Here is a 19,592-nt window from a genome sequence, read left to right on the forward strand (position 1 = left end):
ACTAAAAATAGCTCAATAACATAATAGAAACTATGAATACTTACCTAAAGACTTCTCGCCAGTAAATAACCCTATCGTTACCGCGGTAAATACCAAATACAGCGTTAGCTTGTGGATTGAGTTGAGAACCATCTCCTTGCCAATCATATTGTAACCATGGCATAAGTATCGTCTCGTATTCTAGCTCAGCAGCTCCCCTATTACCTGCGCCTGGTGCACGTAAAACAAACTGAGTAGCCCCTTTAACAAGATCTTCAGAGGCTTTTGTTTTAACCGCCGTTGAACTAAACCCTGTTACTTTTAACTTACCTGAATCGACTGATGTACACTGATCATCTGTATTTACAATAAACTGTGTACCATCCCAATATTGAGCGAATAAGTTAATAGGTAAATCGCTTGTTTCTGGCCCAAAATTATCATTTAACGCTAAACGGCCATAACGAAGCCTGATTTGCGCAGGAGTTATAGATAAAGGTAATGATGTGGATGACTGATTTCCTGAGGTATCTGACACATTATCGCTATCTTTAACACTTTCAAGGGTAATAATATATTTAGAAGAAAATTCACCAATTTTTGAATTTGTATTTTTGGTATAAGTAAATTCATCATCTTTGTTAAAAGTATAAGTCAGAGAGCCGTGAATATCTTTATCAGCAGGGTCTTTAGAAATTGAAAGTGTACCTGCTAATGATGTTCTATCTACATCCACATTATTTATTAAATCAGCCCCTTTTTGGTCTTCATCAAGTAGTGGAAAAGTTCTCTTTATGTTGGTTTCAGAGGCCTTTAATTTTCTGTAATCAGTATGGGTATAGTTTTGAGTAATACCTCCATCCGCATTCATCGCATTAATAATGAGTTTTGGTGCAGACTGATAGGTAAATTTTTGTCCTGTATATGTAAAGTGTTGAGCACCAAGTTCGCAAGCATTTTCAAATGAACCGTTACCATTATTTGTATCTATTGATACATCAAAATGATCAGGTATAAAACGCCCTACATCGATCGCTCCACTTGACGGTATGCTTGTGTTTGCAATACCACCGTATTCAAAATCTTGAATATCGACTTTTAATAAACCAACCTCTGAATATTTTGCATCAGACTGTAACTGACCATTTTCAACTTTTAACACTATAGATTGGTAAGTAGTTGACGTTGTACTAGGGATTGCTGAGTTACTAGCACCAGAATCAAGGCTAAATTCACCATTAAAGGTATCGGTTCCCGTTGGCTCCACTCTTTGTACCGATAATTCCAGATTAGAAGAAGTATAGTTTTGAGTAATATAACTGTTATCAAAGTTAGACTGGGCTTTTGCATTATAAGCAGTCACATTAAATTTAAATGTTTTACCCGCGACTATTGTTGGAGTGCCTGAATTGGTATTGTTATTCAATGGCGTAGTATCAAGGTCTGATACTGCCGTTGTTATTCTTAACATTGCGGGGCTTACCCAAAAATTATTACTAACACCAATTAAATTAGCTCCTCCCACACCCTCACTGTACTTAGCATGTAATCGAATTTGCCCTGCATCGTCATATCTAGCATTTGGAATTATAGCTTTACCCTCATTATCAAAGGTTAACGCCACATTAGTGTAGTTGCCGTATTTTCCAATAGCGGCACTGTTAGTATAAAAAAACAGCCCCGCTGCGCCACTTGGTACCGAATTTTCTTGAGATAGACCTATATTCACCGTTTTATTATTAAAGGTGCTGACACAAGTACCATTGTTATTTTCAACGGCTTTAACATGTAAGCTCTTAGGAAAGACTTCTCCTGCTATCTGATTTTCAATCGGTGTATCGATATTATTGTTATATAAAAATTTCAATTCTGCGTCGTTAAACACCATATTACATGGCGTTGCGGCTTCACCACCAACACACTGAAAACCATTAATAGACGGGCTATTAACATCCGACGTTACCGATAATGCAACTGTTGCGAGTATTTTCTGATCAAAGCTTATTGTCGTTTTTTTAGTAAAAGTAAATGATGAACTAATCACGCCATCTATCAGGAAATTAACAGTTTTAGGTTCTTCATTAAGCCCTGATTCTGTACATAAAGCATCATTACAAGCTTTTATAGTGACGGTTTCAGCTTCACAGGTAAGCCCTAAGCCATCATGCTCTATTCGATAATGATCTGGAGTTATACTAATATCACATGGGTGAAGTACGTCCATATCATTTGCAATTGCAGAGGCGCTTTGCGCAATACGATACACGCGTAATTCATCGATAGTACCTTGAAAATATCGATCAGAATAAACCGTATTGTTGGTGCTATTAAAATCTGCGGCAACATATATGTTTTCGTCTAAATCGATAAGAACTCCTGCTACTGATGCTGAAGCGGCACTTACCCCATTAATATAAATATGTTGTTCACCATCTTTAAAAGTAAGAGCGATATGCGTCCATTGATTTAATGGTACAGCTGAACCACTAGTGAGTTGAGTATTTAGGTATTGCCACTGAATATTACCTGCACTGTTTAAGTAGATAGAAAAATCGTCGCTTTTACTAAAAATAGTACTCAAACTTGCATTATAAGATGTAGGGTTTACCCACGCTGATACGGTTATTTCGTTGAAATTACTTTGTGTGTCTGTATTAGGCGCTATAGCATATTGATCGTTTTCGTAACCGGTATAATAACAAGTACTCGTATTTGAGCCGATGTCACCGTCTTTTGCGCGTTCCGTATCGTTAAAAACAGGTGTATTTACGGGACTTAAATTAAAACCATTACCCGTTGAATCTTGCCAATTTTCTTCAAAATACCAAATACCCAGTAGTTCTTGATCAACGGTAAAATTATCAACGTTAAATACGCGTTCACCAGCGGTTGAATTATAATGCTGCCTAAACCTAAAGCGAACGCTTTCACCTTTGTAATCGGTTAGCGAGCGACTATAATTTTTATAAACAGCAGTATTATCATTTGTGCTAAAAGTTTTTAAGTAGGTCCATGTTGAAGACCCCGCCTTTTGTATTTGTAAATAAGCATAACCACCCAAGAGATTACTCTGATAGTCAAAGCTCACTTTAGGATTAACCGCACTTGCTGGAATAGGAATAAACCCATGCATATTGGCGTATTGTTCATAATGACGACGTTGATCTTCATCGTCAGGGTTATTATCTAAAAACCAATCGCCACTAGCTGCTGAACCTGTAACCGTATTTTGATCAGATATTTTCCAGTCATGCTGCGTATTCCAATGATCTCTACCATTGGTTGAAGCAGTCGATATATCTGTATCAAAGTTATTAAAATAAGGAAAAACATATTGCTCTTGAATAAGATCACCCAGCCTAAAGTTATCAACAACAAAAGCACGTTCACCAACAGTACTGTTCCAATACTGTCTAAAACGAATAATAACTTCGTCACCTTTGTATGCATCTAAATGCGCTTCAAACTTCACATATTCGTCATGATTTTTGTCTTCAACAAAGTTATACAAACCAATCCATCGAGTATCATTTTTACGACGAATCTCTAAATAAGATCCACCATCAAAATTATTTGCTTTATACCAAAAGCTTAATGTGGGTACTACGGCATCAGTTGGGATCTGAATATAATTAGCAAGAGTAATATAGTGCTGACGATGATTTTGCTGCTCTTCAAAGTTTGCATTGTTATCTATAAACCAATCCCCTTCGTAAGGGACATAATCAGTATCGTGGGCTTGTGATATCCCCCAATCACCATCATGAATAAAATCGGCACGCTCGGCTTCGGTTTCAAACGTATTTTCGTAAGGGTAACTTAAAGTAACTCTGTCATCGTCTCCAATTCTAAAATCATCAACCGTAAATACTCTTTCGCCTATGTCGGAATACCAATATTGACGGAATCGAATACGAATAGATTTACCTTTATAGGCGCTTAAATCGTAGTAATATTTAGTATATTCATCATGATTATATTGATCTGAAAAAGTAAAAAGGTGCTTCCAAGTACTTGAGCCTTTTTCTTGTATATAAACGTAAGCAAAGCCTCCGAACACATTAGCCTTGTACCAAAAACTTAACTGCGGGCTATTTGCATCAAGAGCAATGGGCACATAACCTAGCATTGAAGCAAAGAGTTCCCTATGGTTGGCTTGATCTTCATAATCGGCGTTATTATCTAAAAAATAACTACCATTTTTAGCTTTATAAACGGTGTCGTGCTCAGTAGATATATTCCAATCGCCTTGCAGATCCCAATGGTCTCTACCATTAATACTTGCGCTAGATGTTTCCGTTTCAAAATCATTAAAGTAAGGATATTCGTAATCAGGTAAATCAATTTCCCCTACTTTAAAATCATCTACACCAAATACCCGTGCGCCAGCAGTACCGTAATAATATTGTCTAAATCTAAAGCGTACTTTTTCGCCAGCATAGGCTGTTAGTGGTATTTCTTCTCGCATATAACCATCATGGTTATATATACTGGTGTAGGCGCGTAAGTAGGTCCAGTTATCATCACCTAATTTTTGAATATAAATATAAGGCTGACCATCAAATGTATTTAATAAATAGTTGAAGCTAACGACTACATTGCTGGTATCTGCGGGTAAAGGAATGTAACCAGACAATGTTGCATAGTGTTCTCTATGCGTTGCTTGATCTTCGTTATCGGCATTACCGTCTAAAAAGTAGCTGCCTGTTTTGGGATACCACTTAGTGTCATGAGTCGTTGTTACCGCCCAGTCACCTTCATTCTGCCATTCTTCTTGCTCGGCTGGTGTTTCAAAAGTATTAACATATGGATAAGGCAACTCGTCTTTAAGCTCACCAATAAATACGTTGTCAATTGAGAATACGCGCTGATGATTAGGCGCAGGACGTGTATCGGAATACCAATATTGTCTAAATCTAAAACGGACTTTCTTACCCGCGTAAGCTCCTAAAAAATATTCAAATTTAGTGTAAGGGGTATGATTAACCACTTCATTGAACGTCTTTAAATTTCGCCATGTATTTGAGCCGAACTCTTGAATTTGTACGTACCCCTGCCCACCAAATACTTTTGTGTTGTAATCAAAGCTAAGCATAGGATTTTCAGGTTTTGCTGGTAAAGTTACAAAACCATTCATGGTAGCGTAATGTTCTCGATGGTCTTTCTGATTTTCATTGTCGATATTGTTATCTAAAAAGTATTCACCACTTTCAGGTACGTAAACAGTATCATGCGCTTTTGAAACGCCCCAATCGCCAATATTATTCCATTGGTCTTGGCCATTAACGCTAGGTGTTGAAACGGGTGTTTCAAAGTCATTAAAATATGGATACCCGTAATCTTCCAGCGTAACTTCTTCAATTCTAAAATTATCGATAGCAAAAACGCGAGAACCCGTAGTTGAATAATGATACTGACGGAATCTAAAACGAACACTTTCACCACCATACGCCGCTAGAGATATTTCATCTTTGGTGTACCCAGTGCGGTTGAATTGCTCATTATAAGTTTTTAAATAGGTCCAATCACTTTGCCCCTGCTTTTGAATATAAATATAAAACTGACCATCAAAGGTATTTAGCAAGTAATCAAAACTTACCACAACATTGCTACTGTCTGCAGGAAGAGGAACATAACCAGACATTGCGGCGAAGTGCTCTCTATGATTAGCTTGATCTTCGTTATCAGCGTTATTATCTAAGAAATATGAGCCACTACTTGGATACCATCTAGAATCGTGTGCGCTAGATATATTCCAGTCACCATCAGGATACCACTGTGCTTGTTCTTCTGCCGTTTCAAAATCATTAGCATATGGGAAAGGCAGTGTTTCGGTTAATTCTCCAATAAAGAAATTATCTATTGGGAATACTCGCTGCCCAGGATCTGAATACCAATATTGCCTAAAGCGAAATCTAACTTTTTTCCCTAAATATCTCGATAAATTATATTCATATTTTGTATAAGGTGTATGGTTAAACTGATCGGTGAAGGTTTTTAAATAGGTCCAAGTGCTTGAGCCTTCTTCTTGAATTTGTAAATAGACTTGTCCATCAAAAATAGTCGATAAATAGTCAAAACTGATAATAGGATTAGCAGGCGCGGCAGGTAATTGAACAAATCCCTTCATCGTTGAATAATGCTCACGATGGTTGGCTTGATCTACATATTCAACATTATTGTCTAAAAAATAAGAGCCTTCTTTAGGTATATAATCACTATCGTGCGCTGTAGAAACACCCCAGTCACCAATATGTTGCCATTGGTCCTGCCCATTATCGGTAGGTGTTGATATTGGGGTTTCAAAATCATTGAAGTAAGGGTAAGCATATTCCTCTAAATTCGCTTGTTTAACCTGAAAATTATCTACGGTAAACACACGAGCTCCAGCATCAGAGTTCCAATACTGTCTAAACCTAAAACGTACTTTTTCGCCAGCGTATGCAGCTAACGATATCTCTTCTTGAGTGTAAGTTTTTCTATTAAATTGTTCTGTATATGTTTTTAAGGCTACCCAATTACTTTCTCCAAGTTTTTGAATATATAAGTATGCTTGCCCATTTTTAATACTTGCTAAAAAATCATAGCTAACAACAACATGACTACTGTCAGCCGGCAGCGGTATATAACCAGACATGGTTGCGTAGTGTTCTCGATGAAGCGCTTGATCTTCTTTGTCAGGATTATTATCTAAAAAATAATTTCCACTGCTAGGAAACCATTGACTATCATGGGCAGTAGAGATACCCCAATCACCATCAGGGTACCATTGTGATTTTTCGGCTACGGTTTCAAAGTCATTTGTGTAAGGGAAAGGAAGTTCGTCTGTGAGTTCACCAACAAAAATGTTATCAATAGAAAATGCTCGAGCATTTACATTATTGCTATTCCAATATTGCCTAAAACGAAAACGAACTTTTTTGCCTAAATAGTTTGATAAATGGTATTCATACTTTGTATGAGGACTATGATTCAATTGCTCATTAAAGGTTTTTAAATATGTCCATGTTGTAGAGCCATATTCTTGAATTTGTAAATAAACTTGCCCATCAAAAATATCAGATAAATAATCAAAGCTAATCATCGGATTAGCAGAGCCTGAAGGCAAAGTAATAAATCCATTCATGGTGACATAATGGTCGTGGTATTGTACTTGATTTTCATTGTTGTAATTATTATCTAAAAAATAACTGCCTTCGCTAGGAGACCATAATCCATCATGTGCTTGAGAGCTATTCCAGTTTCCTTCATAGTTAAAGTGCTCTCGCAAATTAGCGGTTTCAAAGCCGTTGGTGTATGGGTAACTGTAATCGTCTGATTGAAAATCACCAATACGAAAATCATCAACTACAAATAAGCGAGCACCTACTCCTGTATTATGATATTGGCGAAAACGAATTTGAACCGTTTGGCCTTTGTAGCTTTCTAAATTAACTTCACGCTTTGTGTATTCGTCATGATTATTTCTATCGGTATAGGTTTCTAACGTATCCCAATTAATGCCGTTTGTTGAGATCATGCTATAAATTTGGCCCGAAAATATGCCGGCTTTATAGTAGTAACTTAGTGTTGGCTGAACAGCATTAGTAGGAATATAAACGGGTTTATTCAAAGCAACGTAGTGATTACGGTGAAGTTCTTGGTCAACTTCTGACGGGTTATTATCTAGAAATTTTGAACCTGATCTAGCTTGCCAAGCGGTATGACCTGCACTACTTATTGCCCAGTCGTTATCAGGTGTCCATTCAGTGTTAGCGCCTTCAAAGTCGGTTTCGTATGGATAACTTAAACAACAATCGGGTGATTGAGCCGCTAATGCAGCTATTTCGGTAGGGGTAAGTACACCAGAATATATTCTAAAGTCGTCAATAGAACCGTCTAAATAATCATTACTACCTGTTCGTGTTCCTATACTCAGTGGCTGAGGATTAGAGCGAGCTGTTAGTGTTTCTGAACCGTTATTATCTAATACGCCATCAATGTATACCGACCACGTATTATCTGTTGCGCTTGTAACAACAGCAATATGCATCCAAGTGTTTGTAGCTGTAATGGCTGAGCTAGTACGAATACTATCATTAGTACCTGTTTTATTGATATCTAGGTACATAATATTGTCTGATTCCCAACGTATTTCCCAACCATCATCAAAGCCAAAAATACGTCTTCTAACAGGAGATTTTGGTGGAACTTTCAACCAAAAAGCAACTACACCATCAGCAGGAGGAATAAACGATGGTGAACGTACGCTGGTTTTATTGGCGCGGTTAAAGTCTAGGTAATAGTTAGGACCATTAGCAACCCACGTTGGGCTATTGAGCAATGTACCATTTCGACCATTACCACTAACGTCTGTCGTATTTTGATTAAGACCTTCAGAAAAGGTGTAGTGAAGTTGTAGGGTATAACAATTACTTGTATTTGGGGGCGAGCAAGCGGCTGCATTGGCTTGGCCACTGTATAAGGAAACGCTTATTAATATGAATACAAATAATTTCAACATCGTTAATTTAGCTTAACTCTCTTTGTGGTAAATAAACCGAATACTGTTTTCATAAACAATATCATATCCTATTATTATTGTTTTAACACTACGCCACGCTATTGCAATACTCTGTCTAAGTATAGGTTACTCATCACAATATCGGAGTTTTATGTAAAGTTATTGCAAAAGCTTAAATCTTATTCATAATCAACCCGTTCGTGTGTTATAGCCGTTACCATTCAAGAGGCTATTTCAGAGCGCTTGAATAGTAGCGGTTATATACAGCAAGAAAACAAAATTAAACGGAGTTTAGGTAGGTTGATGGAACATTATAGTTTTAAATTTTTTGTGCTTTATCTCACCTCTGTGTTTTTTATAGCTGGCTCCGCATTCGCGGCCAATGTATACAAATACAAAGATAGCGCAGGCAATTGGGTATATAGTGACAAACCACCAATTACAGATATAAAAGTAGAAACCACCCAATACACTGATACCGTAAAAAAACGCTCTCCGATAAAAATTCAAACACTTTACGATCAAGGCGTATATGAATTTGTAGTCGAGAATACCCTTTATGCGCCTATAGAAATTGAATTGACTTTTCTACACAATCAAGAAAAAAGTCGATATGTAATACCCGCTAGATTGAAAAAAATTATCTACTCAAATGTAGAACCCATGCCTAAATCCTCATATCGTTGGATAATAGGAGATCCATCTAAAGCTCCCGATAATTACAGCTATAAGCTTCCATTTTCATCAGGCTTACCTAAAAAGGTAACTCAATCATTTAATGGTCGTTTTTCTCATAATAAATCACCTAATAACTTTGCTGTAGATATTGCTATGCCAGTAGGTACATACATAACAGCAGCTCGTGATGGTACCGTGATTGAAATCAAAGATGATTACCACATGGGCGGGAAAACCGCTTATTTTTTAGATAAAGCCAACAAGATTACGATATTACATGACGACGGTACTTATGCCCTGTACGCACACATTTTATTAGGAACGGCTCAAGTAAAACTTGGTGATAAAGTTAAGGTAGGAGATGTTATTGCTCGTTCAGGTTCTTCTGGTTATTCAACGGGGCCTCACCTGCATTTTATTATTTATAAAAATGCAGGCTTTAATACGGTTTCTATTCCTTTTGTTTTTCAATCGGGCGGCCGAGCTGTTACTCCCAAACGAGGCATGATGCTGTAATATTCAGAGTAAGGTGACGCGAATTCATTAATGGGTTTATAAAACGTCTGTTAGCGCAAAACCTATTCCTAAACGCTGTTGAGAATGGTTATAGTCAATTAAACTTTCACCATAACCGTTTGTGTATTGAATGTAGCCCCGTAGCTTCCCCCATAAAGGAAAAGTTAACCCTAGCTCCATTCCACCATTGTGGGTATTAAAATTTTCATGCCCTTTAAAAGAGAATTCGTACTCTTCCCATTTGTACACGGTAGCTAACTGAAAATAGCCCATATAATCACTAATATCAGGGTTGTCGTCACCCTTGGGATCTAAATCAAACTCTTTATCACTTTCAGGAATTCGCCACCAAGGCTGAAAAGAGAACGCGAAATTATCTTTTTCAAATAAAAAATTGATGTAAGTTCTATTCCAACTACGAGATAAGCCCTGAGCTCTACCATTAGATTGATGTTCTAAACCCACAATAATTGCGGTATTACCATCAAAAGGGTGATATCTAAGTGGGCTTAAGTAAAAAACCTCGGGTTGATAATTAGTTTCTCTAAAAGGTTTAGATATACCATCTGAATATACTTGCCACCACGACTGCATAGTAAAACCAAAAAATATCCCATCATCACGCGTAAATATTTTTTGAGTATTTAACGGTACTTTAATACTGAGTTGAAATTTAGCTTCAGTATTAATTAAAGAGTCTCCCCAATCGTTTACCGTGTCATATACATCTTTATTAATATTATTGGTGTAGCTTACAGGTAATATGTAATTCATTTTATGAGGTGTTATTACATAAGGATCAAAGGCTGTACGTTTCTCACTAATAATTCTATTAGCGATCCGACCTTTTTTCATATGAGGAGGCGTAACCTCTTCCATGCTACAAATTTTCTTTATATCGTCATAGGTTAATGCTTTTTTAGCTGTTTTTATTGTACTTAAAATACACTCATCACTTACACTTTCAGCTAATAAGTCAAATGAAAATAAAGTTAAATAAACTAAAACGGAAAGTTGATAACATTTGTTTAATGGATAATATATCGAATGCATCTAAACACTTTTAAATGAAATGGCGAGATAGATATTGTAGTAGAAGCTTTTACACTAATAAAGGTGATATTTTAAATACGCTAACAACATAAACTAAAAATAGGAATTACCATGGGATTTAAAGTAGAAATCAACTCCATTCTCCGCTCTGACAACTACCCTGAATTAGTACTAGGGCAAACCTATCCATTTGAAAAACAAGGTAGCAGAATATTTTTTGATAGCATTCCTGTATGGCTAACGCGTAATGATTGGACCGCTCAAGCAGAAATCAGCATTATTAGCCAAACATTAGAAAACCATACCCTAAAAGGCACTTTTAGGGTGGATTATATTTATCAAGCACCTGAACAACTTGCAGTGACCAAAATGTTCGTGCGTATGTATGGTGGCTTAAGCGATCCCTATATTTACTTATTATCGTCTCAGCAAGAATACGACAACGCGTTAAGCCAAGGAACATTTATGCGAGACTCTATAAAGTCGGAAGGATTTATTCATGCCGCGCCTAAAGACCAATTAACGCGCATTGCTAATAAATATTACAAAGAAACAATCAACCCACTTATTTTAGTTGTTGATAAAAATAAAATAACCGCAGAAGTTAAATGGGAGCCCGCAACGGGTGGCCTATATCCTCACATTTATGGACCACTAAATGTCGACGCAATAAAAACCTCTCAACCTATTGCCCTTAAGAATAACGGAGAGTACCTTTTATAAAACATAATTAACGGCCGTTTTACGAGTAAAACAAACTTTTTAAACCATTGAAAAAAATCAATTTATTGATATTATGGGTATTACTAATGAAGTTGGTATAATAATAAAGTTAACCCAGTCGCTACAAGCTCAGGTTAAGCATCTAAAAGGACACATTTCATGGTGAAAAAGGAAAAGCTCATCTCCTTGCTTAGAGGGATTTTAAATGCGTCACCCGATCTAATTTTTGCAAAAGATACCTCATTTACCTACATAGCCTGTAATGATGCCTTTGGTGAACTTATACAAAAAAAGCCTGATGAAATTATTGGTTTCACCGATGAAGAGTTATTTAGCAATTCAGAACAAATCACTCGCTTAAGAGAAACTGATCAAAAAATAGTTTCTGAAAAAAAAATCATTCGCGTTGAAGAATGGGCCACCTACCCTGATGGAAGAAGAGTTCTCTTAGACACCTTAAAAACCCCTTTTTATGATCATGACGGTAACTTAATTGGCTTATTAGGGGTATGTAGAGACATCACCGAAAAGCTTGAAGCTGAACAAGCGCTACTTGCCGCAAAAGAAAAAGCTGAAACCGCAACTGCAGCTAAATCAGACTTTTTAGCGCGTATGAGTCATGAAATACGCACACCGATGAATGCGGTTATTGGTTTAAGTCATATTATTTTAAGAACAGATTTAACTCCTCAACAAAAAGATTATGTTGAAAAAATACTGTGCTCAGGAGAGTCGTTATTAAATTTAATTAACGATATTCTAGATTTCTCTAAAATTGAAGCGGGTAAATTATCTATCGAAGAAAGCCCCTTTGATTTACACGAATTAATTAATCGCTCTGTCAATTTAAGTGCTATGGCGGCTCATACTAAAGGTTTAGAGCTTATTACCGCAATAGATCCTGCTATACCAAATACTTTATCTGGCGACCCACTCAGGTTACAACAAATTATTGTTAACCTAATGAGTAATGCCGTTAAATTTACCGAGCAAGGCTCTGTATTTTTAAATATAACAATAAAAAAAATAACCGCCTCTCACCTAACGTTACAGTTTGCTGTTACCGACACCGGTATAGGCATGACAGAAAAGCAACAAGAAAACTTATTTGAATCATTCAATCAAGCTGACGATTCAATAACTAGAAAGTACGGTGGTACTGGTTTAGGGCTGGCAATATCTAAACAATTAACCGAATTAATGGGTGGCGATATTTGGTTAACAAGCCAAATGAATATGGGTAGTACCTTTTATTTCACCAGTGAAATGAAAATAGTTGATATGCCGTCATTACAAGCCATCAGAATTAAACAAGATTTTTCATATCTTAAAGTACTTATTGTAGATGACATGTCTCTCGCTAGAACCGTTCTAGCAAATACATTAGAAGAGTGTGGTATTTATGCAGAGCAATCGAATAATGGTTTTGACGCAATAAAAAAAGTGCAACAAGCCCACAATCAAGGACATCCCTTCGATCTCATACTCATGGATTGGCGAATGCCAAACATGGACGGAATTGAAACCTCTCAACGTATTGCTGAATTAGCACTTATCAATTCACCCCATATTTTAATGGTATCGGCTTACGATAAAGATGCCGCCAAATTTAAAGCAATAAATAACAATGTGGATATTCATCGCTTTCTTGAAAAACCCGTTAATCATCAAGCCTTGTATAGCGCATTAAATGATATTTGTTCAATTCAAACTCCACAAACAAACGCTCAACCTGCATATCAAGACGAGGTTGAAAACTTCTCAAATGCAACCATATTGCTTGTTGAAGATGATGCAATGAACCAACTAGTAGCAACCACCTTTTTGGCTGACACTAAGGCTACTGTAGAAATAGCAACCGATGGATTTGAAGCGATAGAAAAAATTAAAATAACGTCGTACGATTTGATTTTTATGGATATTCAAATGCCGATTATGGATGGATTAACCGCGACTCGATTTATTAGAGAAGAATTAAAATTAACAAACATTCCTATTATTGCAATGTCGGCCCACGCAATGGAACAAGACATTGAAAAAAGTAAAAACGTAGGTATGAACGAACACATAACAAAACCGATAGATCCCAAAAGTTTATTGAGCATGTTAAAAAAATACATCAAATAGAATTTGCTAAACCAGTAAATATATAACATAACTAAATAACAAACGGATTAATTAATGTTATTTGGATATTAGGGAAGGACAATCATGACTAGCGATAAGAAAATGATTTCTTTGCTAAAAGGAATTTTAAATGCGACCCCTGATCTTATCTTTGCAAAAGACACTTCATATACATACTTAGCCTGTAACCAAGCTTTTGCTAACTTTATTCAACGCCCCATTGATAAAGTTGAAGGATATAAAGACGATGATTTTTTCGATGAGCCATCCCTTATCAAAGGCTTTAGAGATGCTGATCAACAAATACTTGCCACTCAAGAAGTTATTCGTGTTGAAGAGTGGGTAACCTTCCCTAACGGCAATAGAGTATTACTCGATACCTTAAAGTCACCTTTTTATGACGACGACGGTAACTTGATGGGTTTGTTAGGTATCAGCAGAGATATTACCGATAGAATAAAACAAGAAAAACAGCTCATTGCCGCAAAAGAACAAGCAGAACATGCAACAGCTGCTAAGTCTGAATTTATTGCAAAAATGAGTCACGAAATACGCACACCAATGAACGCCATTATTGGTTTAAGCCAACTTACATTAAAAACCAACTTATCAAATGAACAACAAGATTACGCCGAAAAAATATTACATTCTGGCGAGGCGTTATTAGAGTTAATTAACGACATTTTAGATTTTTCTAAAATAGAAGCCGGTAAATTAACCATTGAAGAAATGCCTTTTTCATTAAGCGAAATTATAAATAATGTTATAGATTTAAACGCCATAAATGCCCATAAAAAAGGCTTAGAATTAGTCACCGATATTGACTCATTTATTCCTTTAGAATTGATGGGTGATCCCTTACGTTTACAACAAATACTAGTTAACCTTGTTAATAACTCAGTAAAATTCACTGAAACGGGAACCGTAAAAGTTTCAATTAACTTGAAAGATGAATCTGAAACACACGTTTTATTAGAGTGCTCAGTTATTGATACCGGTATTGGTATGTGTGCAGAACAACAAGAAAACCTTTTTGAGTCATTCTCTCAAGCAGACAATAGTGTTACACGAAAATACGGTGGAACAGGTCTGGGCCTTACCATTGCCAAAGAACTCACTGAACTTATGGGCGGTGAAATAAATCTCAAAAGCTCTCCAAACAACGGTTCTACCTTCACCTTTACTACACGGCTTAATAAATCAATAACAAACACATCTAAACTCAAAATATCTATTGATGATTTCAAACATTTAAAAGTTCTCATCGTAGACGATTCACCTATTGCTCGAGACGTGCTTGTTCAACTCCTATCAAATTGGTGCTTAAGTGTAGAAGAAGTTAGTAATGGGCAAGAAGCGATTGAAATAATAAAAAAATATCAACGAGATGACCAACCCTTTGATATTGTATTTATGGACTGGCGCATGCCAGAAATGGATGGCATTGAAACCTCTCAACGTATTGCGCAACTCAAACTTGAACATTCACCTCAAATACTCATGGTCAGCGCTTTTGACAAAGATGAAGCCAAATTAATCGCACAACAAAAACAAGTCAATATCCATCATTTTCTTGAAAAACCCGTAAATTCAAAAGCCTTATCAGCTTGTATCAATAATATATTACATAATAATACGCATCAATTTATCCCACAAAACACAGCGGATGAAGACATTCCAAATTTCTCTCAATATAAAATCTTAGTGGTAGAAGACAATGCTATTAATAGGCAAGTAGCCGCAGGATTATTACAAGAAACCATGGTGCAAATTGATATTGCTGAAAACGGACTTATTGCGTTAGAAAAAATTAAAACTAACCATTACGATTTAATATTGATGGATATTCAAATGCCCGAAATGGATGGGTTAACAGCTACACAAGAAATAAGAAACACCCTGAAACTAACATCACTGCCCATTATAGCGATGACCGCCCATGCGATGATTACAGATAAAGAAAATAGCATAAACGCGGGCATGAACGACCATATTACTAAACCATTATCACCAAAAAAGTTGTTTAATATTTTATTACAATATTTGAAAACTGTAGGTGCATCAAACTCCCCACAGCCACTTACAAAAGACAAAACAAATGAATTATTGATTGAACCCTTTAAATTTTCATCCGTTGCAAAAATTAACAAGATCCCCCAGTTAAAACCGGCTCAAGCCATTCAAAACATAGGAGGGAAAACCGAACTTTATTTGATGTTACTAACTGATTTTTATAAATATAATATAAACATTACAGAAAAAATAACGCAACAATTTAATAACAACCATTGGAATGAGCTAAGCAGAACTATTCATACATTAAAATCAAATACAGCTTATATTGGCGCCTATCAACTTGCTGCACTCTGTCATGATATTGAACAAGAAATAGCAGAAAAAAATAACGCTATTCCATCATTCAATACAATGATCAATGAACTAAGTTCACTGATGTTAGATTTAAAAGACACAGCGGATCCAATTCAAACCATTGAAAAACAAATGTTAACCACAACGAAACTCATTGAACACTTACACCATATAAAAACATTACTTGAAACTTCAAATGTTAGCGTAGAAGATGAATTACCCTTACTAGAAGTATTTAGCGAACAAAGCATGTTCGCACAAGACATCAACATGATTATTCAATGTATTACTGATGTTGAATACGAACAAGCCACCGTGCTTATTAATCAGATCTTGGCCCAAAAAAATGAATAATGAAAAACAAAAAATTCTGATTATTGATGACGATAAAAGTAACTTAAAGATATTAAGTTCAGTACTTCAAGATAGTGCTCAAATTATTTTAGCCATTAGTGGTCAACAAGGTTTAGCTAAGGCGGTAGATTTTCAACCCGACCTCATTTTGCTCGATGTTTTAATGCCTAATTTAAATGGCTTTGATTTGATCATACAATTAAAAAGCAACCCACTAATATCTTCTATTCCCGTTATTTTTATTACCGGTAAAAATGACAGCAACAGTGAAGAAAAAGGGCTTAGGCTAGGTGCTTGTGACTACATTTACAAACCCTTTAATGTAGACATACTCAAGGCACGTATCACATTACATTTACAGCTTTCTAAGCAACGAAAAACGTTAGAAAACCTTGCAAATGTTGATGCATTAACATCAATTGCCAATAGAAGATTATATGACCAAGTATTAGAAAGAGAGTGGAAAACAGCACTAAGAAATCAATCGCATCTGTCCATAATTATGATTGATATAGACCATTTTAAAAATTATAACGATCATTATGGTCATGCTGCCGGCGATAAAGTTTTAATACAAGTTGCCACAACCCTTAAAAAAAATCTCCTTCGACCAAGAGACTTTATTGCTCGCTATGGCGGTGAGGAGTTTATTATTATTCTCCCTGAGACCTCTGCTGACGGAGCACAACACATTGTTGAAGGGTGCAGAAAATCAATAGAAGACCTTCACATAAAACATGAAGACGCCATAACTCGAGACTATTTATCTATTAGTTTAGGCGCTAATTCAATTATCCCTTCACCTAAAAGTAATATAGAGCAATTTATAAAATCCGCTGACGACATGCTATATAAGGCTAAGGAACGAGGCAGAAATTGTATTGTTTGGAATGAGAGTTAAAATCAAAAAAAAAGCGAAACAGCATTAAACTGTTTCGCTTTCATCAAATGTTTAATCAGTTTTATAAAATATTAACTATAAAACTTTAGCGATAGAGTCAGCTAAGTAATCAACATTACTTGGCGAGATACCCGCAATGCTCATACGACTAGAACCCACCATATAAACACTGTATTCATCTTGTAAAAGTTGAACTTGCTCAGGAGTAATACCTAAGAAAGAGAACATACCTTTTTGGTTAGCAATAAAACTAAAATCTCTTGTTACGCCTTTTTCAATCAGCTTATCAACAATAACTTTACGGTTACCGTTAATGCGATTACGCATTTCAGCTAATTCAACATACCATTCTTGAGTTAACTCTTCTGAACCTAAAATGGTTTCAACAAGTGCAGCACCATGTGCTGGAGGCATAGAGTAAATAGTACGTGCTACACCTAACACTACCGATAATGCAATTTCAGTTGTTGCTGGTGTTTCACCAATAACAGTACAAGCCCCAATACGTTCACGGTATAAACCAAAGTTTTTAGAACATGAGCTACATAAAATCATGTTATCAACCGTATCAGCCATTAAGCGAACGCCGTAAGCATCTTCTTCTAAGCCGTCACCAAAACCTTGGTACGCCATATCAATTAACGGAGTAAAACCAACTTCTTTAGCAACTTGTGCTACTTGTTGCCACTGCTCTTGTGATAAATCCATACCTGATGGGTTATGACAACAAGCATGTAACAATACAAAATCGTCGGCTGATACATTTTTTAACGCGTTTAGCATAGCGTCAAAATCTAATGTTTTGTTTTCGTAATCGTAATATGGGTATTCAGCAATTTCTAAACCTGATGCAGTAAATACACCTTTATGGTTTGCCCAAGTAGGGTTTGAAAGCCAAATTTTAGCGTTTGATTTGCAACGAGCAATAAATTCGCCAGCTACACGTAAAGCACCAGTACCACCTGGAGTAGAAACAGTTTTAACACGGTTTTCATTAATAACTTTATGATCACCAAAAATAAGCGCTGTCATTCTTTCATTAAATAATGGAGAACCTGTGCCGCCAATGTAAGTTTTAGTCAATTCATTTTCTAAACGGAATTTTTCAGCTTTTTTAACACACTCTAAAATCGTGGTGTCACCAGCTTCGTTTTTATAAACACCTACACCCAAATCAATTTTTAGCGGATTTTCATCAGCGCGATACTTAATAGATAAACCTAAAATAGGATCTGCTGGCAAAGCTTCTAAGCGACCAAACATGGCTCAAATTACCTTCTTTACAAGTAGTGGGAAGTAACTAAATTATACAATTACAAATTAGCTAAAAATTATCCCAAAAAATTAGAACGCAAGGATACCTATAAAGACGTACAAATTAAAGAGGCATAGATTAAAAATGAACAAATTTACAACTATTTTTTCTCTCTAATGTACATAATACTGATAAGTATCCGTACAATATCATTTACTCCATTTAATAGGTTTGCGTTATCGCTGCAATCAATCCGATAATGCCACCAAAAACACCACCCCATACCACTAACCAGCCTAAGTGCTGCTTGATCATATTTTGAATAATCGTTTTAACCAATTGAGGTGTTAATTCGTTTAATCTTTTTTCGATAATATCGCTGACCTTATCACGCATATCATCAGACACACCTGAGTGTGAAAGCTCTTCATTTAATATTGCGCCAAATTCATCACTTTTAGCAATATCACTCATAGTAATTTTCATTTCTTCAATAAAGGGTTCGCGCAGAGGTTGTAATACTTCACTACCACCAACCATAGCTAACATAGATCCAAACGATGAGTTTTCGATAACCTTAATTAAGTTATCGAATGCTGGAGATAAATCCACTTTATTAATAATGGGAGACAGATCTATTACCGGTGATGACTGCTGATTGTTGGAAGATAAAAAACGCTGAATGTTTTCTTGTGTAAAAAACTGCTCCATCATTAATTCGCGAATGCCCAGTTTAAAATCTTCAAACCTAGCAGGAATAACACCCGAACCATAAAGGCCAGGTACTTTTTCAAATAGCATATGTATCGCTAACCAATTGGTAATAGCTCCAGATAAAGCAAAAATACCCACAGTAAACACAATATGATTATCAATAAAGTAGCCAGCTACCGTACATAAAAACGCAATTAAATTAACGACCAAACTTTTGTTCACAACAACTCCAAACACATTAAAAATAATTTAAATTAAGAACTTATATAATACCAATCATAGTAAAAAACACATAACAATTATCCATCAACTTCAATTGAGTTAACGGAGCTTCACAAATACATTGAGACCAATAACAGATTAGAAATCAAACATTGTGTATCGCAGTATTATTCTAACCACAATATTTTTTCATATAA

Annotated in this window: 9 protein-coding genes; 5 read left to right on the forward strand and 4 right to left on the reverse strand. The window is 36.0% G+C overall.

Going from position 1 to position 19,592, the window contains the following annotated elements; all coding sequences use genetic code 11:
* Positions 1-40 precede the first annotated feature (40 nt).
* Positions 41-8,482: a DUF6701 domain-containing protein gene (locus AC0L5Q_RS12615; protein ID WP_473608885.1), complete on the reverse strand. Its 8,442-nt coding sequence runs from the start codon at positions 8,480-8,482 to the stop codon at positions 41-43.
* A gap of 303 nt (positions 8,483-8,785) precedes the next feature.
* Between AC0L5Q_RS12615 and AC0L5Q_RS12620 the strand changes: the two genes are divergently transcribed.
* Positions 8,786-9,676 carry a peptidoglycan DD-metalloendopeptidase family protein gene (locus AC0L5Q_RS12620; protein WP_473608888.1) on the forward strand — a complete coding sequence of 297 codons (891 nt, stop codon included), beginning with the start codon at positions 8,786-8,788 and terminating at the stop codon, positions 9,674-9,676.
* 36 nt (positions 9,677-9,712) lie between these two features.
* Here the strand turns inward: AC0L5Q_RS12620 and AC0L5Q_RS12625 are convergent, their stop codons facing one another.
* Positions 9,713-10,729 (reverse strand): phospholipase A, encoded by a 1,017-nt coding sequence (locus AC0L5Q_RS12625; RefSeq protein ID WP_473608892.1) that lies wholly within the window; start codon positions 10,727-10,729, stop codon positions 9,713-9,715.
* 111 nt (positions 10,730-10,840) lie between these two features.
* Here AC0L5Q_RS12625 and AC0L5Q_RS12630 point away from each other — a divergent pair, with 111 nt between their 5' ends.
* From AC0L5Q_RS12630 to AC0L5Q_RS12645, 4 genes are all read left to right on the forward strand, one after another.
* Positions 10,841-11,452 carry a DUF952 domain-containing protein gene (locus tag AC0L5Q_RS12630; protein WP_473608895.1) on the forward strand — a complete coding sequence of 204 codons (612 nt, stop codon included), beginning with the start codon at positions 10,841-10,843 and terminating at the stop codon, positions 11,450-11,452.
* A gap of 159 nt (positions 11,453-11,611) precedes the next feature.
* Positions 11,612-13,579 (forward strand): PAS domain-containing hybrid sensor histidine kinase/response regulator, encoded by a 1,968-nt coding sequence (locus AC0L5Q_RS12635; protein ID WP_473608898.1) that lies wholly within the window; start codon positions 11,612-11,614, stop codon positions 13,577-13,579.
* A gap of 84 nt (positions 13,580-13,663) precedes the next feature.
* A complete protein-coding gene (locus AC0L5Q_RS12640; RefSeq protein WP_473608901.1) occupies positions 13,664-16,303 on the forward strand; it encodes a PAS domain-containing hybrid sensor histidine kinase/response regulator in 2,640 nt (879 codons plus the stop codon).
* Positions 16,296-17,204 carry a GGDEF domain-containing response regulator gene (locus AC0L5Q_RS12645; protein ID WP_473608905.1) on the forward strand — a complete coding sequence of 303 codons (909 nt, stop codon included), beginning with the start codon at positions 16,296-16,298 and terminating at the stop codon, positions 17,202-17,204. The genes AC0L5Q_RS12640 and AC0L5Q_RS12645 overlap by 8 nt, the downstream gene beginning before the upstream one ends.
* 75 nt (positions 17,205-17,279) lie before the next feature.
* Here AC0L5Q_RS12645 and AC0L5Q_RS12650 read toward each other — a convergent pair whose 3' ends face one another.
* Positions 17,280-18,467: an amino acid aminotransferase gene (locus tag AC0L5Q_RS12650; RefSeq protein ID WP_473608910.1), complete on the reverse strand. Its 1,188-nt coding sequence runs from the start codon at positions 18,465-18,467 to the stop codon at positions 17,280-17,282.
* Positions 18,468-18,681: 214 nt separating this feature from the next.
* Complete coding sequence (locus tag AC0L5Q_RS12655) at positions 18,682-19,395, reverse strand: DUF445 domain-containing protein (RefSeq protein WP_473608914.1); 714 nt, start codon at positions 19,393-19,395, stop codon at positions 18,682-18,684.
* Positions 19,396-19,592 lie beyond the last annotated feature (197 nt).

This window comes from Pseudocolwellia sp. G5-9 (genome assembly GCF_055808995.1).